Genomic DNA, 19,764 nt, shown 5'->3' with positions numbered 1-19,764 from the left:
GTCAGCCGGCCGGTTCGGGCTGTACGGACCGGCCGGCGGCGGACGACCGGTCCGCCGGCGCGGCGGAGGCCCCGGGCCGGGTGACGCGGCGCGTCTTCTCGGCGATCAGCGGCAGGGCCAGGATGCCCAGGAAGACCGAGCCGTACATGTACCGCGCCAGGGGCGCCGGGTTCGCCGCCACCACCGTCAACTGGAGCGCCAGCGGCAGGGCCATCATGCCCAGCGGCGCCCACGACCGGCGGCGGCGGGCGAAGGCCAGGAACACCGCGTACGCCGCGTAGCACCAGGTCGCCCCGCGCACCAGCAGCCACTGCAGCTGCGTCGTCCTGCCGGCCTTGAAGGCGAAGTACGCCACGTCGTGCAGCCCGTCGTCGAGCGGCCGGATCCGCAGCTCCGGACGGTAGGGGCTGTGCCGCATCTCCGGGTTCCAGTCCGCCCAGCCGAAGAGGTTCTCCGGCACCTCCGGGTAGCTGATCAGCGTGTTGCCCGCCTTGTCGGCCGGCCCGGGGAAGGGCGACCAGGCGATGTGCGAGCGGCACAGCCGCGCCCCGATGACCTGATCCGGCGTCCGCTTCAGGACGCGCGTCCAGAGGTCGACCAGCTCGCTGTTGTACTTCTCGGCCGCCTTGCGGTTCATCGGCGGTCGCATCGCCCAGTCCGCGTTGTAGCAGTTGGCCGCCCGGCCGCCCCAGTGGGACAGCGGCGCGACCTTCGCCAGCAGTGCCTTGTCGGCGGCGGTGAAGGAGCCGGGCGCGTTGCCGTAGGCCACCGCGATGTCCGCGTAGTTGAGCGCGAACACCTGGTCCTTGGTGGGCGTGACCACGCCGAGGGCCGGGTAGACCGCCAGGTTCAGCACGGCCGCCGTCAGCGTGGGGACCACCGTGGCGAACAGCACCGCCTTCCGCATCCGCGGCAGCGCGATCAGCATGACCGGCGCCGCGAGGACCGCGACGAGCAGGCCGTTGTTGCGGAACAGGCCCATGCACAGGAACCCGAGGAACAGGACGGCGATCTCGCGCCGGAACCCCGTGTCCCGCACCGACTCCGTGCCGCGCAGCCGGCGGGCCACGAGCCGGCCGGCCGCGCCGAAGGCGAGGACCGCGCCGATGACGTACGGGACGTCCTTCCACACGAAGGTGACGAAGGAGCCGGTCGACGGCAGGACCGCGCACGCGAGCGCGGCCGTCGCGCTCCATCTGCCCCGCACGCCGAACCGGCGCAGCGTCACCGCCACGTAGGCGAGCGCGGCGGCCATGGCGGCGGTCTGCGCGAACGTCAGGACCGCGAAGTCGCCGGTGAGCCGCAGCGAGAGCCACACCAGGCCGTCGTAGGCCACCGAGTGGTTGGACATCCAGTGGCCGGTGGTGACCTGCCAGGTGTACGCGACCGAGTCGTAGCTCATCCCGCCCGGGTAGAAGGCCGCCCACCAGAGCAGGAAGACCGCCTGCGTGGCGGCGTAGACCGCCAGCGGCAGCCGGCGCCGGACCGGCACCCGGCGCAGGAGTTCCTTCGAACGCTGGACGATCGGGGCTGTGCCAGGTGCTTTCAACGCTGCTCCGCGGGCTCGGGAGTCGGTCGGTCGGGGTGCGCGAGCTCCAGCATCCGGGCTATCACCCGCTGGGCCGCGCGCCCGTCGTCGAGGTCGCAGAAGAGCTCCTGGAAGCGGCGGTACGCCTCCGTGTACGAGGCGCTGGTCCGCTCGATGCCCGCGAGCGCGTCGACGAGCGCGTCCGAGGTCTCCAGGAGCGGACCGGGAGCCTCCTTCTCGAAGTCGAAGTAGAAGCCGCGCAGCCGGTCGCGGTAGTACTCCAGGTCGTAGGTGAAGAACAGCATCGGGCGACCGGTGTTCGCGAAGTCGAACATGAGCGACGAGTAGTCGGTGACCAGCACGTCCGTGATGAGGAAGAGGTCGGCGACGTCGGGGTAGCCGGAGACGTCGAAGACGAAGCCGTCGCCCGCCCCGGGCACCGCGTCGACGATGTTGGAGTGCTTGCGGACCAGCAGGACGTGGTCCTCGCCCAGGCGCTCGGCCGCCGCGCGCAGGTCGATCCGCAGGTCGAACTTGTAGTTGCCCGCCCGGTAGAACTGGTCGTCCCGCCAGGTCGGCGCGTACAGCACGACCTTCTTGCCCTCGGGCAGGCCGAGGCGCTCGCGCACGGCGCGCGCCAGGTCCTCCGTCTTGTCGGAGAGCAGCACGTCGTTGCGCGGGTAGCCGGACTCCAGGATCTCGCCGTCGTACTGGAACGCCCGGCGCATGATCGGCGTGGAGAAGCGGTTCGGCGAGACGAGGAAGCTCCAGTTCGGGGTCTCCTCCGCGACCTTCGCGAGGTACTTGCGGTCGGCGAACTGGACGCTGTCGATGTCGTGGCCGATGCGCTTGAGCGGGGTGCCGTGCCAGGTCTGCACGACGACCTGGCCCTCCCGGCGGCGCACCCAGTGCGGCAGGTGGGTGTTGGTGACGATGTACCGGCTCCGGCCGAGCGCCTCGTACCACTCGCGGCTCCAGCGCCGGACGGACCGGACGCCCGCGGGGACCTGGGCGCGGCGGTCCTCGACGACCCACACGTGCTCCAGCGGGGCCTTCTGGCGCACCAGCTCCTCGTACACGGCGCGCGGGGAGTCGGAGTACTGGCGGCCGGAGAAGGAGGCGTACAGGACGGTGTCGCGCAGCGGGGCGGTGCGGGCCGGGGCATACACCTGGTTGCGCATCTCGCGCTGGCGGTACCAGCCCAGCTCCTGGGGGCCCAGGTCGGACTCGGCCTGGACGAGGAGCCGGTCGGTGAAGCGGTGGGACAGCGCGTAGTCCCGGCCGCGCACGGTGAAGCGCGCGGGCAGCTCCTCGCGGGCCGAGGGCACGACGCGCACCGGCACCCGGTCGCCGGTCCCGGTGGCGCGGGCGAAGACGTACCAGCGGCCCTGGCGCAGCGGCACCTCGCCGATGCTCTGCGGCACGGGCAGGAACTCGGCCCGGAAGGCGCCGTCGGCGACGGTGGCCGGGTAGGCGTGCTCCTCGGCGTGGCGGCTGTGCCGCAGTACGACCTCGACCGGCCCGTCCACGGCGGCGGGCAGAGTGCCGGCGAGGGCGATCAGCCCCTCGGGGCTGACGGACAGCTCGGTGACGAGGGGCTGGACGGGCTGGGTGCACAGCGCCAGGCGGCCGGCGCCGTCGTCGGCGACGGCCACGACCCGCCCGCCCCACGCGGCGGCCGGCCGGCCGTCGGCCGGGTACTGGCGGCCGAGGTCACCGGTGTCGGACCGGACCGCTACCGGGAACCGGCGGCGGCCGGCGAGGACCAGCTCGGCCGCCCACTTGTCGGCCAGCTCCGGGTCGCGCAGGTCGCGTCCCTCGACGTCCAGGTCGGCCAGGGGCACCCGGACCGAGAACTCCCGGCCGGACCCGCGCTCGACCGGGTACTCGCGCGCCGCCTTGGAGGACTTGTGGGTGAGGCCCAGGGCGAGCGGCGCGGCACCGGCGGCCGCCTCGTGGCCGAGGACACCGGTCAGCTCCAGGGCGCCGTCCGCGGCGCGGTGGCCGGTCAGCCTGGCGCGGACCCGCTCGACCCGCAGATACAGGTGGCCGCCCTTGACGAACGGGACGACCCGCACGTCCTCCGCCACCCAGTGCGCGGCCGGGCTCTCGGCGCTGCCGCTCTCCCCGGCCCCGAGCCGGGTACGGCGCAGCAGGCCCGGCTCCGCGGTGGCCACGGTGACCCGCCACACGCCGTCGCGCCAGCCGCCCCGGGCCCGGAGCCTGGCCGGGTCGAGCCGCAGGGAGAAGCCGGACCAGTCGTAGTTGTGCAGCGACTGCCCGGACGTGCGGGTCGCGTGGTCGGTGCGGGTGCGGGTGGGCCGCACCAGCAGGGTGCGCCGGCTGCCGGTCTCGCGCAGCACCATGACCCGCAGCGCGGTCCGCCTGACCTGCCCGGCGGCCAGGTTGCGGATGTAGGCGTGGCCGTCGACGCGCAGGCACCCGTCGCGCCAGCGGACCTCCTCGGCCCGGGCGCTGGCGGTGAAGTCGGAGTCCACCCGCAGCACGGCGCGCGGCACCGCGTGCTCCGAGGTGTCGATGACCGGGTAGTCGGCGTAGTGGCGCAGGCCCTGGCGGACCACCGGCACGGCCCGGCCGGTCTCCCGCTCGAAGGCCAGCAGCTCCATCAGCTCGTCGAGGCGGCCCTCGCGGATCAGATGGCACTTCAGGCGGGTGGCGACCGGCAGCCCCGGCATGACCCGCGGGTCGACGCGGCTGAGGAAGTCGGCCGCGCCCGTCATGAACAGCTCGCGGAACTCCTCACCCGCCTCGTCGAGGACCGCCAGGAACAGCGGCAGCTCGTCGGTGATGAAGATCTCGTCGTACCAGCGCTTGTGCGCCGCGTACTCCGCGCCCGGCCGGCCGGCCAGGAAGCGGCTCACGGTGTCGCAGGACCGGATGCGGTCGCGGACGTTGACCGGTTCGGTGCGGCGCTGGGTGATGGAGGGGGCGCCGCCGGTGCGCTGGCGCCACAGGTAGATGGGCTCGCCGAGGACGTCGACCGCCTCGGCGAGGAAGTGCGCGGGCAGGGTGACCGGGGCGTCCTCGTAGAGGATGCCGGGGAAGGCGAAGGCGTGCCGCTCGTAGAACGACCGGCGGAAGACCTTGTTCCAGGCCGTGCGGTCGTAGACGAGGTGCTTGTCACGGGTGATGTGGGTGCGCTGCCGGTCGGTGCGCAGCCGCTTGTCGTGCAGCCCGGAGGGGAGGATCTCACCGGCCTTGAGCAGGCTGACGTTGCCGCTGACGAAGTCGGACCCGCTCGCCTCCAGGCTCGCTATGCACCGCGCGTAGGCGTCCGGCAGCACGATGTCGTCGCTGTCCACGAAGGCGAGGAACTCGCTGCCCTCGGTGAGGTGGGCGACACCGGTGTTGCGGGCCGGTCCCAGGCCCTGGTTCTCCTGCACCACGAGGCGGAACCGGTCGTCCTCGGCCGCCCAGCGCTCGGCGATCGCCAGGCTGCCGTCCGTGGAGCCGTCGTCCACGAGCACGGCCTCCCAGTCGGTGAAGGTCTGCGCCACGAGCGACCGCAGGCACTCGTCGAGGAACAGCTCCACGTTGTGGACGGGGACGACCAGGGACAGACGGGGTGGCATCTCGGGTACGGGACCTTTCTCCAGGTTTCGGTCGTGCTCGGCGATGACGGACTCGCCGGACACGCTAGTCCTGGCCGGACCGGCCGCGTCGGCCAGGGCGGTCTGCGGGGAGCGCCACCGGCGGTACGCCGTCCTGGTCCAGGAAGACCCGGCGCACCACCCGCTCCGCGGCCCGTCCGTCGTCGAACTCGCAGAACCGCCTGCGGAACTCCAGGCGGGCCTTGGCGGAGGTGTCGTCCCGCCAGCGCCCGGTGAGGAAGACGTCCAGAAGGTCCTCCTCGGTTGCCGCCACCGGGCCGGGAGGCTCGTCGTGGATGTCGAAGTAGGTGCCGCGGGTGGCCCGGTACAGCTCCCAGTCGTTGGCGAGGAGCACGATGGGGCGGTCGAGCAGGGCGTAGTCGAACATCGACGACGAGTAGTCCGTCAGCAGGCAGTCGGCCGCGAGGAACAGCTCCTCCACCGACGGGTACTCGCTCACGTCGACGATGCCGAAGCCGCTCGCCGCCCCGGGGCCCGCGCCCGGGTGGAAGTAGTGGGAGCGGGTCAGCACGGTGAAGTCCTCGCCGAGCCGCTGGGCGAACCGCTCCAGGTCCAGCATCGGCTGCGGCCTGGCGTGGTAGTCCCGGTGCGTGGGCGCGTACAGGACGACCTTGGCGTCCTCGGCGACGCCGAGCGCCTCGCGGATCCGCCTGCGGTCCTCGTCCGTGGCGTTCACCAGCACGTCGTTGCGCGGGTAGCCGTAGTCGAGGGAGGTGTACTCGGCCGGGTAGGCGCGTTCCCAGGCGGCGGTGGAGAAGCTGTTGGCGGAGAGGCTGTAGTCCCAGCGGTCGACCCGCCGCATCAGCCCGCGCATGTCCAACTGGCCGTGCGCCAGCGGGTAGTCGGCCTGGTCCACGCCCATCCGCTTCAGCGGTGTGCCGTGGTGGGTCTGCAGATGGACCTGTCCCGGCCGCTTCACCACCGCCGTCGGGAAGTTGACGTTGTTGACGAAGTACTTGGCGCGCGCCATGGCCCGCCAGAAGCCCCAGGTGCCCGGGCGTACGACGGTGGTGCCGGGCGGCGGCGTGTTGCGCGCGCCGCGCTCCAGCACCCAGACGGTCCTGATGTCCGGGGCGAGTTCGAGCACCTTGCGGTGCACGGCCGCCGGGTTGCAGGAGTAGTCGGCGTTCCAGTACGCGGCGAAGACGGCGGTGTCCTGCTCCACCGGCAGCAGCCGCTGGGCCCGGTAGTAGCCCGCGACGACCCGCGAACGCAGCCGCTTCTTCAGCCGCTTGGGGGCCAGCCGCACCTTGCGCAGCCCCCGGTAGCCGCTGCGGGCGACCGAGAAGAGCGGCCCGGGCAGCCGGTCGACGGACCGGCGCATGGCCGGCCGGTTGTCCTGCGGCTCCTGGTAGCCCTCCGGGCGGTGCCGGTCCTCGGCCGCCAGCCGGCGGTCGCGGAACTCGGCCCGGGCCTCCTCGGGCAGCCGGCCGGGGCTGTTCTCGATGACCCGCAGGTGGTTGGTCATCCGTTCGAACAGCGTGCCCCGCCACTGCTCCAGGCCGGGGTGGTCGGCCAGGAAGGCGAAGACCAGCTCGTACTGGTCGAAGACGTCGAAGTGCTTGCGGCTGGTGGAGTGCAGGATGCTGCCCTGGCGCCGCTGGCGGTAATGGACGCACACCCGGTCGAGTACGGCTATGGTCCGGGCGGCCACCAGGACCGGGTAGGTCCAGGGGGTGTCCTCGTAGAAGCCCTTGGGGAAGGTGAAGCCCCAGCTCTCCACGAAGTCGCGGCGGTACGCCTTGTTCCAGGCGACCTGGAGCAGGCCGAGCAGGTCGGGGTCGTCCGCCAGGGCGAAGACCCCGCGCGGGCTCTCGGTGAGGACGGAGCGCTTGGCGTTGGGCGTGATCCGGCCGTCCCAGTGGGTGCGCGAGTAGTCGAAGACCAGCAGCTCGGGGTCGTCGGTGTCCGCCAGGCGGTGCGAGATCGCGTACAGGGAGCCCGGCAGCATGGTGTCGTCGCTGTCGAGGAAGATCAGGTAGGTGCCCCGGGCGCGGGCCATCCCCTCGTTCCGCGCCCGTCCGAGGCCCACGTTCCGCGCCAGCTGCACGTCCACGACGCGCGGGTCCTTGGCCGCGTACTCGGCCATGATGTCGCCGCAGGCGTCGGGCGAGGCGTCGTTGACCGCGATGATCTCGAAGTCCGTGAACGACTGGCCCAGCACCGAGTCGAGGCAGTCGCGCAGATATGCCTCGACGCCGTACGCCGGCACCACGATGCTGAAGCGGGGCACGGCGGGCGTGTCGTGGTCTTGCGTGATCGTCATGTGAGGTCGTACTCCCGGGTGGGGTGGGGGTGCGTCCCGCGGTGGGATCTGTCACTCCGGCCCGGGCGGGCCTCGGGCCGGACGGTCATTCGGCTGTGGTCAGCGCGTAGCCGAGCAGGCGGCGTACGGCGTCCGACCGGCGGTGGCGCAGCGCCCCGGGCACCATCGTCAGTGCGTGCAGACGCATGGACAGATGCCGCCGGGCGGACCGGGCCGCCCTCGGCCAGCCATGCCGGTCGAGGTCGTCGGCCACCTCGCTGAAGTATCGTACGGCCTCGCCGAAGCGGGCACCGGTGACCGCCTCGGCCGAGGAGAGGCTGCCCGAGTGACGCCGGTAACAGAAGGCCGGCGCCGGGTCCACGACCAGCCGCTCGCCGCGCCGGATCAGCTCGATGATCAGCGCGAGGTCCTGGATGACCGAGAGGTCGGTGCGGAACCCGACCGCCTTGACCGCGTCCGCGCGCCAGCACAGGGACGGGAAGTACAGCCAGTTGCCGCCGAGGAGGTTCGCGGCGAGCGGCTCCCCGGAGAGCACCAGCCGCCGCCCGCGGGTCCTCGGCGCGTACAGCCGCCGCTTGACCTCGTCGCCCAGCGTCACGGACGGCCTGCCGTGCTCGTCGATGACCTGGACGCCCGGCTGGTACATCGCGGCGCCGGGCTCGGCCTCGACGGCCGCGCGCACGGTCGCCACGTAGCCGGGCAGCAGCAGGTCGTCGCTGCCGAGCATGGTGAAGTGCGTCGACTCCACCAGCTCCACGCACTTGCGGAAGTTCCCGGTGATCCCGAGGTTGCGCTCGTTGCGCCGGTAGCTCACGCGGCTGTCGCCGAGTGCGGCGAACCACTCCGGGACCCCCTCCTCGCGGCCGTCGTCGACGACCGAGAGCCGCCAGTCCCCGTCGGTCTGGGCGAGCACGCTGCGCACGGCGGCCTGCAGGAGAGCGGTGTCGCCGTAGTGCGGCAACATGATGTCGAGGGTCTGCACCTCGGGCTACTTGCCTTTCTGCTGGAGGCCGAGTGAGGAGCCGCGGCTGAACGCGAGCAGCAGGATCATGCCGATCCGGCCCAGGTACAGCGTGGCCTTCCACGGCGACTGGCTGGGCGTGCCGGTCAGCCGGGGCCGCATGGACACCGGGACCTGCTCCACCCGGTAGCCGGCCCGGATGGCGGCGATGGTGGACTCCACGGTGTCGCCCAGGTACTCGGCCGGGTACCAGCGGGCGAACACGCGGATCAGGTCGCCCCGGCAGGCGCGGAAGCCGGAGGTGACGTCGGTCAGCCGGGTGCGGGCCAGCCGGGAGAGCCAGAAGGCCAGCACCAGCATCGCCCAGCGGCGCGGGCCGCGGGTCCGGTACTCACCGGTGCCGGCGAAGCGGGCGCCCATGACGAGGTCGGCGCCGTCGTCGAGGCGGGCCAGCAGCCCGGGCACGTCGCGCGGGTCGTGCTGGCCGTCGGCGTCGACCTGGACGGCCACGTCGTAGCCCCGGTCGAGGGCGAACTTGTAGCCGGCCCGCATCGCCCCGCCGACGCCCAGGTTGTACGGCAGCCGCATCACGGTCGCCCCGGCGGTGCGGGCGACGGCCGAGGTGTCGTCGGTGGAGCCGTCGTCCACGACGAGGACGTCCGCCCCGGTGAGGGTGGAGTTGACCTCCTTGATGACCTCCGCCACACCCGCCGCCTCGTTCAGCGCGGGCATGATGATCAGCACCCGCTTGCCGTCGATCACTTCGCCACCCCCCGGTCGGCGGAGACGGCCGGGTCCTCGTGCTCCGCCAGCCGCCCGCGCAGCTCCTGCACGTCGATGCGGAGCAGCGCCACCTCCTCGGAGACCGTCCGGGCCTCCTCCTCCGCCTGGCCGATCTCCCAGCTCAGTTGGAGGCAGACCACGAAGAGGAACGCCACGCTCAGGAAGAGGAGAAGACTCACACCGGAGGCGACGCCCACGAGACGGGCCACCGAGTCCAGACCTCTCGGGAAGAAGCCGAGCGGAATGATCACCAGACCGGTGAACACCCACAGGAACGCGTACTTCTCCTTGAGCTTGCGACGGCGCAGCATCTCGACGATGCAGGTGACGAGGATGATCCCGGTCACCGAGGTCAGCATCCACAGCTTCACGCGACACTCCGGGGAACGCCGTTCGCGGAATGGGAAATAGTGGTCATCCTATGAGCAAACAGGGCGGTAGCTTACACGAGCGCGAAGAACGAGAGACATGCAGGTGGCGACCGCGAAAGACCCGGCCGCGTAGGCGAGTTCGACGCGGGTGCGCAGCTGGAGCGGGCCGAGTGTGACGGCCACCAGGACCGCCGTGCCGACGATCCACGCCGTCAGCTGCCCGCGCGCGCCACCGCTCGTCAGCAGGGCCTGCCCCAGCACCATGGCCAGCATGTACAGCACCGTGCCGAGCGAGAGCCAGGCGAAGTCGCCGGCCCCGAGCACGTCCGGCGCCCCGAACACGGTGGGCAGCAACGCGGGGCCGAGCGCCACCGCGCCGATGCCGCCGGCCACCCCGAGGCCGGCCGTGACGGACAGGGCCCGCAGCAGCAGCCGCCGGTAGCCCGGCGTGTCGCCCTCGGCCGCCGCGGAGGACAGGCCGGCGAGCAGCGAGACCTGGAAGGCGCCGAAGACGAAGAGTGGCACCCGGGCCAGGACGAGCGCCGACAGCAGCGCCGCGACCAGCGCGTCGTCGTCCGTCGCGATCAGCTTCGTACTGATCACCGCGATGTTGACGAGCAGCTGGGCCAGCAGCGTCGAGCCGACGAGCATGCCCAGGTGGTTGATCAGGTCCCGCCAGTCGGCCTGGGGTCCCGGCCGCGCCCCGCGCAGCACCGGCCCGAGGGTCGCGAGCACCGCGAGCAGCGGAGCCACCGTCAGCACCGCGGCGAAGGCGGCCGTCGAGCGCACCCCGGCCACCGCGAGCGCCCCCGACAGCACGATGCGCAGCGCGCCGTCCAGGCCCAGCTGCGTCCCGTACGCGCGGAAGCAGCCGAGCCCGGCGAGCACACCCCGGGTCACGTACGCCACGGCCAGCGCGGCGAACGCCCCGCCGAGCGCCAGGACGAGCCCCGTGTCGCCGTGGAAGAACACGTCGGCGAGGCGCCGGGCGAACAGGGCGAGCGGCACGAGGACCAGCGCGAGCAGCCCGAGCGAGAGCACGGCGCCGCGCCGCAGCACCGGCAGCACCCCCTCGCCGCGCACCACCCGGCCGGCCACGAGGCGGGTGACCTCCTGCTCGACCGGGAAGAACAGCCCGAGCCCGATGGAGAACACCACGGTCCACAGCACCGAGAAGCTCGCCATGTCGCCGACGGCCAGCGAGTGGCCCGCCGCGGCGAGGTGGACGTAGCTGGCGACGCCGAGCACCGCCGTCCCGGCGCCCACGAAGGCGGTGCCCCGGGGCAGCACCGTGGTGATGCGGTCGAGGAGGCTCACGCGCCGGTCCGCCCGACGACGTCCAGCGCGTCCGAGAGCTGCTCGCGCCAGTGCGGCTGCGCCGGCACGCCCGCCGCGGCCCACCGGTCGTGCGCGAGCACGCTGTAGGCGGGCCTGCGGGCCGGCCTCGGGAACCGCGCCGACGTCGTCGGGCGCACCCGCTCCGGGTCGAGGCCGCTCTGCTCGAACACCGCCCGTGCCAGGTCGTACCAGGTGCCCGCGCCGGACGCCGTGCCGTGGTACACGCCGGCCGGGGCCCGCCCGGCGACGGCCGCCTCGCCGAGGGCGACGAGCTGGCGGGCCAGCGCGACGGTCCAGGTCGGCTGGCCGCGCTGGTCGTCGACCACGTCCAGGGTCTCGTGCCGGGCGGCCAGGTCCAGCATGGTCGTGACGAAGTTGCGCCCGTGGGCGCCGTACAGCCACGCCGTGCGCACCACGTAGCCGCGTCCGGGCAGCAGCTCGGTCACCGCCCGCTCGCCGGCCAGCTTGCCGCGCCCGTAGGCGTTCAGCGGGGCGGTCGGCGCGTCGTGGGGGTAGGGCTCGGTGCCGTCGCCGGGGAAGACGTAGTCGGTGGAGAGCTGGATCAGCGCACCGCCCTCGGCGGCGCACGCCGCGGCGAGCAGCCGCGGGCCCTCGCCGTTGATCCGGGTGGCGGCGGCCTCGTCGGTCTCGGCGCCGTCCACGTCGGTCCACGCGGCGGTGTTCACCACCACGTCGTGGCCGGCCACCGCCGCGCGGACCGCCGCCGCGTCGGTGACGTCCAGGTCAGCCCGGGCCGCCGCGGTGACGGAGTGCCGCCCGTCCGCGCCGAGCACCTCGGTCAGGTCCCGGCCGAGCATGCCGCCCGCGCCGGTTATCAGCCAGCGGGTCATACCGGCAGCGCCGCCTTCGCCTTGAGCGGCTCCCACCAGGCGCGGTTCTCGCGGTACCACCGGACGGTGTCGGCCATGCCCTGCTCGAAGCCGACGAGCGGCGCGTAGCCGAGTTCCTCGCGGATCTTGGCGATCGACAGGGAGTAGCGCAGGTCGTGGCCCTTGCGGTCGGCGACGTGCTCGACCATGTCCCAGCCCGCCCCGCAGGCCCGCAGGAGCAGTTCGGTCAGCTCCCTGTTGGTCACCTCGGTGCCGCCGCCGATGTGGTAGACCTCCCCGGCCCGGCCGCCGCGCAGCACCAGGTCGATGCCCCGGCAGTGGTCGGAGACGTGCAGCCAGTCGCGCACGTTCAGGCCCTCGCCGTACAGCGGGACCTTCCGGCCGTCCAGCAGGTTGGTGGTGAACAGCGGGATCATCTTCTCGGGGAAGTGGTACGGCCCGTAGTTGTTGGAGCACCGGGTGACCACGACGTCCATGCCGTGCGTGCGGTGGTACGACAGGGCCAGCAGGTCGGAGCCGGCCTTCGAGGCGGAGTACGGGGAGTTGGGCGCCAGCGGCCACTCCTCGGTCCACGACCCCTCGGCGATCGAGCCGTACACCTCGTCCGTCGACACGTGCACGAACCGGCCGACCCCGTGCCGCCGCGCGGCGTCGAGGAGCACCTGCGTCCCGAGCACGTTCGTGGTCACGAAGGGCGAGGCGTCCGCGATCGAGCGGTCCACGTGCGACTCGGCGGCGAAGTGCACCACCGCGTCCTGGCCGCGCATCGCGTCGTCGACGGCCGCGTGGTCGCGGATGTCGCCGTGCACGAAGGCCAGTCCGGCGTGGCCCGCGACCGGCGCCAGATTGGCCTCGTTCCCGGAATAGGTCAGGTTGTCCAGGACCGTGACCCGGGCGCCCTCGCCCGCGGGCAGGTGCCCGAGCAGCAGGGCCCGCACGAACTGGGAGCCGATGAATCCGGCGCCGCCGGTGACGAGAATCCTCATAAGAGCCAGCATTCTAGGCGCCGCCCGCTGCCGTAGGGTGCCGTCCCATGCGTGGAATAGTGCTGGCCGGTGGTACCGGCTCCCGGCTGTGGCCGATCACCCGTGCCGTGTCGAAGCAGCTGATGCCGGTCTTCGACAAGCCGATGATCTATTACCCGCTGACCACCCTGGTGATGGCCGGAGTGCGGGACGTACTGGTCATCACGGGCCCCGACGAGCGGCCCCAGTTCGAGCGCCTGCTGGGCGACGGCTCCGCCCTCGGGCTCCGTATCGAGTTCGCCACGCAGGAGCGGCCGAACGGGATCGCCGAGGCGTTCGTCATCGGGGAGGAGTTCATCGGCGACGAGCCCGTGGCCCTCGTCCTCGGCGACAACATCTTCCACGGCGTCGGCCTCGACCGGCAGCTGACCCGGTACGGCGAGCCGGCGGGCGGCGTCGTCTTCGCGCACGCCGTCTCCGACCCCAGCGCGTACGGCGTCGTGGACTTCGACGAGCACGGCCGCGCCCGCTCCATCGAGGAGAAGCCGGCGAAGCCCAGGTCGCGGTATGCGGTACCGGGGCTGTACTTCTACGACAGCCGGGTCGTGGAGGTCGCCAAGGGACTCCGCCCCAGCGCCCGGGGCGAGCTGGAGATCACCGATGTCAATAAGTACTATCTCGACCGCGGTGAGCTGAAGGTCTCGGTGCTCGACCGCGGCACCGTCTGGCTCGACACCGGCACCTTCCAGTCGCTCGTCCAGGCGTCCGAGTACGTGCGCGTGGTCGAGGAGCGCCAGGGCCTGAAGATCGGCTGCGTCGAGGAGGCGGTCTGGCGGGCCGGGTACATCGACGACGCGCGGCTGCGGGAGCTGGCCGGCCCGCTGACCAGGAGCGGCTACGGCGACTACCTGCTCGGCCTGCTCGACCACGGTGCCTGAGCCCGCCGGCAGAGAAACGGAAAGCACTGCCATGAAGGTCAACCCCCTCGGTATCGAGGGCGCTTGGGAGTTCGTCCCGCAGCAGCACGGGGACGCCCGCGGCCGGTTCCTCGAGTGGTACAAGGCCGAGCGCATGGCCGAGGCCGTCGGCCACCCGCTCGACCTGCGGCAGGGCAACCTCTCGGTCTCGGCAGCCGGTGTCGTCCGGGGCATCCACTTCGCGGACGTGCCGCCAGGGCAGGCCAAGTACGTGACCTGTGTGCGGGGCGCCGTGCTCGACGTGATCGTGGACGTCCGGGTCGGCTCGCCCACCTTCGGCCGCTGGGAGGCGGTCCGCCTGGACGACGTCGAGCGCGCGGCCGTCTACCTCTCCGAGGGGCTCGGCCACGGCTTCTGCGCGCTGACCGACGACGCGACCGTCACCTACCTCTGCTCCACCGGGTACGCCCCCGAGCGGGAGCGGACCGTCCACCCGCTGGACCCGGCGATCGGCATCGAGTGGCCGGTCACCGGCCGCCCCGAGCTGTCCGCCAAGGACGCGAACGGCCCCACCCTCGCCGAGGCCCGCGCGGCCGGCGTCCTGCCCCGCTACGAGGAGTGCCTGGCGTTCCGGGAGTCGCTCGCCACCCGCGGCTGAGCCTCACCCGCCGGCCGTGGCGCCGGCAGCGGCAGGGGCGTCGCCGGCAGCCGCCTGATCCGGGCCCGGTGCGCCTCGGCCGCCTCGTGCAGGGCGTGCACCGCCGCGGCGAACCGGTCCTTGGCGGGCTGGTCGGCCGGGCCGAGCAGATGCCGGGCCAACGCGGCCCGGGCGTCGGCCAGTTCGTCGCGCTCCGGATGCCGGACCGCGGCCAGCAGCGCCGGCACCCCGCGCGCGTCCGGCGTCAGCACCGTCGCCGCCGCCACCGTCGGGAAGGCGGCGCGGAAGGCGTCCTCGGGGAGCCCGCTGGTGTTCGCCACCGCGTAGGGCCGGCCGCCGGCCAGGAAGTCGCTGACGACGCTCGACACATCGCTGATCAGCAGGTCGGCCCGGTTGAAGCAGGCGTACAGCGAGGGCCGGGCGCTGGTGAGCACCTGGTGCGAGCCGGCCGGCAGCGACGCCCACCAAGCCTCCTCCCAGGCGGCCTCCGCCCGCGCCACCGCCTCGGCGCGGCCCGGCTCGGGGGCCGGCCGGCGCAGCATCCGCTCGGCCTGGTCGGCCGCGGACCGGAAGCCCGCCGCGGTGAGCCGGTCGAGCTCCGCCGCCCGCCGGGCCGGCTCCGCTGCCGCCGCCGGGTCCGGCGCCGTACCCGGCCGGGCGCGGTCCGCCGCGCGGACCAGCTCCCGGATGCGCAGGTCCGCCGCCCGGGCCCGCGGATCCACCGACCCGGTCAGCGGGTGCGGCTTGTACAGCAGCCGCACGCCGGGGTCGGCGAGCAGCGCCCGCACCAGGTTCTCGCCGGCCGCGACCACGGAGGTGTTGCCGGGGTTGCCGTCCCAGCCCTCCCAGGTGGGCGCGTAGAGCACCGTCGTGTACGGCCCCGCGCCCGCCCCGGCGCGCGGGCGCACCGCGTCCAGTTGCGGGCGGCCGATCTCCACGACGTCCTTGTCCTCCACGCCGACCTCGGCCAGCGCGTAGCGCTCGCGGGCCGCCGGGCCGGCCACCCACACCTCGTCGTACGCCTTCGCGTACGGGTTGCAGGAGGACAGCTTGTCGCTCTCGCCGTGGTTGACGAAGGCGTGCTTGATGGTGGGGATGCGCAGCACCTGCGAGGTCTTGCCCGAGTTGGAGGGGTGCAGCAGCACCCGCAGCGTGGAGTGCTCCAGGCGCATCAGCGTGGACACCCGCGGCAGGCACACCACCGGCAGGTCGGTCGGCCCGATCCGCTGCACCATGGCCCGCTCGCGCAGCACGATCACCGGCCGCCCGGCGAGGCCGGCCAGCGGCTCCAGCCACATGTTCGCCTGGTAGGCCGAGGACGCCCCGCCGGAGAAGTACAGCCCGACCGTCGGCCGGTACTCCGCCAGCCACGCGTCGAACCAGTCGAGCACCTCCTGCTCGCCCGCCGGGCGCCGCCCCGGCAGCAGCCGCAGCAGCAGGGCGGCCAGGCCGACGGCGGTCACCGCGAGCGAGAGCCCGAGCCCGGCCGCGCCGCACACCGCCCGGTCGCTCGCCGCCGTGCCGAGCAGCCCCGCCGTGGCCGGCAGCCCGAACACCGCGAGGCGGGGCCCGGCCCGGCGCAGCAGCACGGGCGGCGCGGGGGAGAGCCGCAGCGCCGAGGCGTCGATGTTCCGGGTCAGCACCGGCAGCGTCCGGGTCCGCCGGACCAGCACCGAGGCCGCCTGGACCGCCCAGTGCAGCCCGTAGAAGACCAGCAGCCCGGCGACCAGCGGCGCGTACACCGTCTCCCGGTCCTGCTCGCCCAGGCGCAGCAGGCCCACCACGAGGAGCAGGTCCCGCAGCACATGGCGCACCGTGACGTCGGCGTGCGTCCGGGCGAACAGCGAGGCCATGCCGCTCTGCCACCGGTGGAGCACGCCCTCGGCGGCCAGCGAGGCGACGGTCGCCGCGAGCAGCAGCGGCAGGTCCGGCAGCAGCGCGCCCACCGCCTGCGCGATGAGGGCGGCGGCCAGGAAACCGAGGGTGAGCAGCTTCACCGCCGTCCGCCGCGCGGGCAGCGGCAGGCGGGGCAGGCGGCGGGACGTTGTGAGGTGCACGGCGGTCGCTCCAGGCTGGTCGCACGTCGGACACCGGGGTTAACGCGGGTCGGCCCGTGGACGACACGCAGGTGTCCCGGCGAGGCCCCGGAGCCCTGGGCCGCCCACGCGGGACGGCCACCGTCCGTAGCCTGGAACGGACGGGCGTCCCCGTACCGGGGTCCCGTAGATTGCCCGGCGGGCGTGCCGGTCGGGGTGTGCCGGAGCGAGAGGGCGGATCGGACAGTGGCAGGGGCAAGGCAGGCCGTGGGCGAGGCCCGCAGGATCGTCGTCAAGGTCGGCTCCTCGTCGCTGACCACCGCCTCCGGCGGACTGGACGCCGACCGGGTCGACGCCCTGGTCGACGTGCTCGCCAAGGTGCGCGGCGCGGACAAGGAGGTCGTCCTGGTCTCCTCCGGCGCCATCGCCGCCGGGCTCGCCCCGCTCGGCCTGGCCCGCCGCCCCCGCGACCTGGCCCGCCAGCAGGCCGCCGCCAGCGTCGGCCAGGGCCTCCTGGTCGCCCGCTACACCGCCTCCCTCGCCCGCTACGGCGTCCGCGTCGGCCAGGTCCTGCTGACCAGCGACGACATGAGCCGCCGCGCCCACCACCGCAACGCCTCCCGCACCCTGGACAAGCTGCTCGCGATGGGCGCCCTGCCGGTGGTCAACGAGAACGACACCGTCGCCACCGACGAGATCCGCTTCGGCGACAACGACCGGCTCGCCGCCCTCGTCGCCCACCTGGTCCGCGCCGACCTGCTGGTCCTGCTCTCCGACATCGACGGCCTCTACGACGGCGACCCGAGCCGCCCCGGCACCGCCCGGATCCCCGAGGTGCGCGGCCCCGCCGACCTGGCCGGCGTGGACATCGGCAGCGCCGGCAAGGCGGGGGTGGGCACCGGCGGCATGGTCACCAAGGTGGAGGCGGCCCGGATCGCCGCCGCCGCCGGCATCCCGGTGGTGCTGACCAGCGCCGTGCACGCCGCCGACGCGCTGGCCGGCGCGGACACCGGCACGTACTTCCACGCCACCGGCAAGCGCTCCGCCGACCGCCTGCTCTGGCTCCAGCACGCCTCCACCCCGCAGGGCGCTCTGGTCCTGGACGACGGCGCGGTGCGGGCGGTCGTGGAGGGCCGCAAGTCGCTGCTGCCGGCCGGGATCGCGGCCGTCGAGGGCGAGTTCGCGGCCGGCGACCCGGTGGAGCTGCGGGACGCGGCGGGGCGGGCGGTGGCCCGCGGCCTGGTCAGCTTCGACGCCCGGGAGATCCCCCGGCTCCTCGGCCGCTCCACCCGCGAACTGGCCCGCGACCTCGGCCCGGCCTACGAGCGCGAGGTCGTGCACCGGGACGACCTGGTGGTCCTGCACCCCTGACCTCCGCGTCGGCGCGGTGAAGGATCGAAACGTTCCCGAATCCGTGGTGTGCGTTCCGCAAAAACCGCCACACGACGCCGGTCGGGCCTGCTCAACTTGGCCCAGAGGCATCTCCGGCCGGCCCCGGGCGGAGCCGGACCCGCGCTAGGAGGCCGTCGTGAGCGGAGTACGCCGTGGACCGGCGGGTTCCCGCGGGAGCGTCGGCTCCCGCGCGGCCACCGCGCCCCGCACGGCCGGCGGCGTCCGCGGCGGCGGCACCGGCTCCACCGCCTCCCGCGCCCTGACCAGCGTCGCGGCCGGCGACCGCTTCCGGGGCGAGGAGCCCGCCGACACCCCGCGCCTGTGGCACGTCACCCTCAGCGTCTCCGGCGCCGGCGCGCCGCTGCCCGAGGTGCGCCGCGCCCTGGAGCAGCTCGCGCACGACCACCCCTTCCTGCTGACCAGCCGCTACGCCGACGACCACGCGGAGATCCGGTACTGGGAGGAGGCCCGGGACCTGCACGACGCCGCCGCGGTCGCGCTGCGCCTGTGGGGCGAGCACCGGCAGACGGCCGGCCTGCCGCCCTGGGAGATCGTCGGCCTGGAGGTCATCGACCGGGCCACCTACCACCAGCGCATCGCCGCCGGCTACGGCCCGGCACCGGCCACACCGGTGGGCGTCCACCCGTTCTGACCCTTCTCGCCCATTCTCTGAGACGTCGTCTCGGAGGCTGGGACGGCGCGGGAGGGCCCCCGAGGCGCCCACTACCCTTCCCCCATGACCACGCTCTCGCCGTACGACTCGATGTCCCCGGTCACCCGGGCCGCCTACCGGGCCAAGGCCGCCGCGGCCGACCTCGCGCCGCTGCCGAGGGCCGCCAAGGACGACGCGCTGCTCGCCGTCGCCGACGCCCTGGAGGTCCGCACCGCCGAGATCGTCGAGGCCAATGCCGAGGACGTGGCCGCCGCGCGCGCCGCCGGGACCGCCGAGGCCGTCGTGGACCGCCTCGCCCTGACCCCGGAGCGGGTCCGCGCCATCGCCTCCGACGTGCGCGACGTCGCCGCGCTGCCCGACCCGGTCGGGGAGGTGGTGCGCGGCTCGACGCTGCCCAACGGCATCGACCTGCGCCAGGTCCGCGTGCCGCTCGGCGTGGTCGGCATCGTCTACGAGGGCCGGCCCAACGTCACCGTGGACGCCGCCGCGCTCTGCCTCAAGTCCGGCAACGCGGCCCTGCTGCGCGGCTCCTCCTCGGCCTACCGCTCGAACACCGCCCTGGTGCGGGTCGTCCGGGACGCCGTCGGCGGCGCCGGGCTGCCCGCCGACGCCGTGCAGCTGGTGCCCGGCGAGGGCCGGGACAGCGTGCGCGAGCTGATGCGCGCCCGCGGCCTGGTCGACGTGCTCATCCCGCGCGGCGGCGCCTCCCTGATCAACACGGTCGTCCAGGAGTCCGTCGTCCCGGTCATCGAGACCGGCACCGGCAACTGCCACGTCTACGTCGACGCCGACGCCGACCTCGACATGGCCGTGGAGATCCTGCTCAACTCCAAGGCCCACCGGGTCAGCGTCTGCAACGCCGCCGAGACCCTCCTGGTCCACCAGGACATCGCCGCCGCCTTCCTGCCCCGGGCGCTGGACGCCCTCGCGGAGGCCGGCGTCACCGTGCACGCCGACGAGCGGGTGATGGCGTACGGCAAGGACTCCAAGGCGACCCTGGTGGAGGCGACGCCGGAGGACTGGGAGACGGAGTACCTGTCCTACGACATCGCCGCGGCGGTCGTGGACTCCCTCGACCGGGCCGTCGAGCACATCCGGCTGTGGACCTCCGGGCACACCGAGGCGATCGTGACGACCTCGCAGCAGGCCGCCCGCCGCTTCACCCAGCTGGTCGACTCCACCACGGTGGCCGTGAACGCCTCCACGCGCTTCACCGACGGCGGCCAGTTCGGCTTCGGCGCCGAGATCGGCATCTCCACCCAGAAGCTGCACGCCCGGGGCCCGATGGGGCTTCCGGAGCTGACCAGCACCAAGTACATCGTCACCGGCGACGGGCACGTGCGCCGCTGAGTGCGCCCGGTGCGCCGGTCTCCGCCGCCTGTCGGGGGGAGGA

At 73.7% G+C, this 19,764-nt stretch carries 15 protein-coding genes; 5 read left to right on the top strand and 10 right to left on the bottom strand.

All coding sequences use genetic code 11. The features are described from left to right. Position 1: 1 nt before the first annotated feature. The 9 genes from ACGFZL_RS02210 to rfbB form a co-directional block, all read right to left on the bottom strand. Positions 2–1,549 (bottom strand): hypothetical protein, encoded by a 1,548-nt coding sequence (locus ACGFZL_RS02210; protein ID WP_393688385.1) that lies wholly within the window; start codon positions 1,547–1,549, stop codon positions 2–4. Next, positions 1,546–5,121 carry a CDP-glycerol glycerophosphotransferase family protein gene (locus ACGFZL_RS02205; RefSeq protein ID WP_393688383.1) on the bottom strand — a complete coding sequence of 1,192 codons (3,576 nt, stop codon included), beginning with the start codon at positions 5,119–5,121 and terminating at the stop codon, positions 1,546–1,548. The genes ACGFZL_RS02210 and ACGFZL_RS02205 overlap by 4 nt, the downstream gene beginning before the upstream one ends. A 64-nt stretch (positions 5,122–5,185) precedes the next feature. Continuing rightward, the gene (locus ACGFZL_RS02200) at positions 5,186–7,426 is read right to left on the bottom strand and encodes a CDP-glycerol glycerophosphotransferase family protein (RefSeq protein ID WP_393688381.1); all 2,241 of its coding nucleotides are present in this window, start codon (positions 7,424–7,426) and stop codon (positions 5,186–5,188) included. Positions 7,427–7,511: 85 nt separating this feature from the next. Continuing rightward, positions 7,512–8,408, bottom strand: coding sequence for a glycosyltransferase family 2 protein (locus ACGFZL_RS02195; RefSeq protein ID WP_393688379.1), 897 nt, complete (start codon positions 8,406–8,408; stop codon positions 7,512–7,514). A gap of 6 nt (positions 8,409–8,414) precedes the next feature. Next, the gene (locus tag ACGFZL_RS02190; protein ID WP_393688377.1) at positions 8,415–9,149 is read right to left on the bottom strand and encodes a glycosyltransferase family 2 protein; all 735 of its coding nucleotides are present in this window, start codon (positions 9,147–9,149) and stop codon (positions 8,415–8,417) included. Continuing rightward, positions 9,146–9,541 carry a DUF2304 domain-containing protein gene (locus tag ACGFZL_RS02185; protein WP_393688375.1) on the bottom strand — a complete coding sequence of 132 codons (396 nt, stop codon included), beginning with the start codon at positions 9,539–9,541 and terminating at the stop codon, positions 9,146–9,148. The genes ACGFZL_RS02190 and ACGFZL_RS02185 overlap by 4 nt, the downstream gene beginning before the upstream one ends. A 48-nt stretch (positions 9,542–9,589) precedes the next feature. Next, positions 9,590–10,858 carry a lipopolysaccharide biosynthesis protein gene (locus ACGFZL_RS02180; protein ID WP_393688373.1) on the bottom strand — a complete coding sequence of 423 codons (1,269 nt, stop codon included), beginning with the start codon at positions 10,856–10,858 and terminating at the stop codon, positions 9,590–9,592. Continuing rightward, a complete protein-coding gene (gene rfbD, locus ACGFZL_RS02175) occupies positions 10,855–11,730 on the bottom strand; it encodes a dTDP-4-dehydrorhamnose reductase (protein ID WP_393688371.1) in 876 nt (291 codons plus the stop codon). The genes ACGFZL_RS02180 and rfbD overlap by 4 nt, the downstream gene beginning before the upstream one ends. Continuing rightward, positions 11,727–12,716, bottom strand: coding sequence for a dTDP-glucose 4,6-dehydratase (gene rfbB, locus ACGFZL_RS02170; RefSeq protein ID WP_393688369.1), 990 nt, complete (start codon positions 12,714–12,716; stop codon positions 11,727–11,729). The genes rfbD and rfbB overlap by 4 nt, the downstream gene beginning before the upstream one ends. 47 nt (positions 12,717–12,763) lie before the next feature. Here rfbB and rfbA point away from each other — a divergent pair, with 47 nt between their 5' ends. Continuing rightward, entirely contained in the window at positions 12,764–13,633 is an 870-nt protein-coding gene (rfbA, locus tag ACGFZL_RS02165; protein ID WP_393688367.1) for a glucose-1-phosphate thymidylyltransferase RfbA, read from the top strand. 31 nt (positions 13,634–13,664) lie between these two features. Further along, positions 13,665–14,270 (top strand): dTDP-4-dehydrorhamnose 3,5-epimerase, encoded by a 606-nt coding sequence (gene rfbC / locus ACGFZL_RS02160; protein ID WP_355166041.1) that lies wholly within the window; start codon positions 13,665–13,667, stop codon positions 14,268–14,270. On the opposite strand, the gene ACGFZL_RS02155 is transcribed toward rfbC, so the two are convergent. Next, positions 14,222–16,294 carry a hypothetical protein gene (locus ACGFZL_RS02155; RefSeq protein ID WP_393688662.1) on the bottom strand — a complete coding sequence of 691 codons (2,073 nt, stop codon included), beginning with the start codon at positions 16,292–16,294 and terminating at the stop codon, positions 14,222–14,224. The genes rfbC and ACGFZL_RS02155 overlap by 49 nt on opposite strands. Positions 16,295–16,573: 279 nt before the next feature. Here ACGFZL_RS02155 and proB point away from each other — a divergent pair, with 279 nt between their 5' ends. The 3 genes from proB to ACGFZL_RS02140 all read left to right on the top strand — a co-directional run bounded on the left by proB (position 16,574) and on the right by ACGFZL_RS02140 (position 19,721). Continuing rightward, the gene (proB, locus tag ACGFZL_RS02150) at positions 16,574–17,677 is read left to right on the top strand and encodes a glutamate 5-kinase (protein ID WP_355167154.1); all 1,104 of its coding nucleotides are present in this window, start codon (positions 16,574–16,576) and stop codon (positions 17,675–17,677) included. Positions 17,678–17,834: 157 nt separating this feature from the next. Beyond that, positions 17,835–18,350 carry a hypothetical protein gene (locus tag ACGFZL_RS02145; protein WP_393688365.1) on the top strand — a complete coding sequence of 172 codons (516 nt, stop codon included), beginning with the start codon at positions 17,835–17,837 and terminating at the stop codon, positions 18,348–18,350. 84 nt (positions 18,351–18,434) lie between these two features. After that, positions 18,435–19,721 (top strand): glutamate-5-semialdehyde dehydrogenase, encoded by a 1,287-nt coding sequence (locus ACGFZL_RS02140; protein ID WP_355166045.1) that lies wholly within the window; start codon positions 18,435–18,437, stop codon positions 19,719–19,721. The last annotated feature ends 43 nt before the right edge of the window (positions 19,722–19,764 follow it).

Source organism: Streptomyces sp. NPDC048182 (genome assembly GCF_043202555.1).
Classification (GTDB): domain Bacteria; phylum Actinomycetota; class Actinomycetes; order Streptomycetales; family Streptomycetaceae; genus Streptomyces.
The sequence above is the reverse complement of the archived record's forward strand: the minus strand, read 5'-3'. Positions and strand labels throughout refer to the sequence as shown.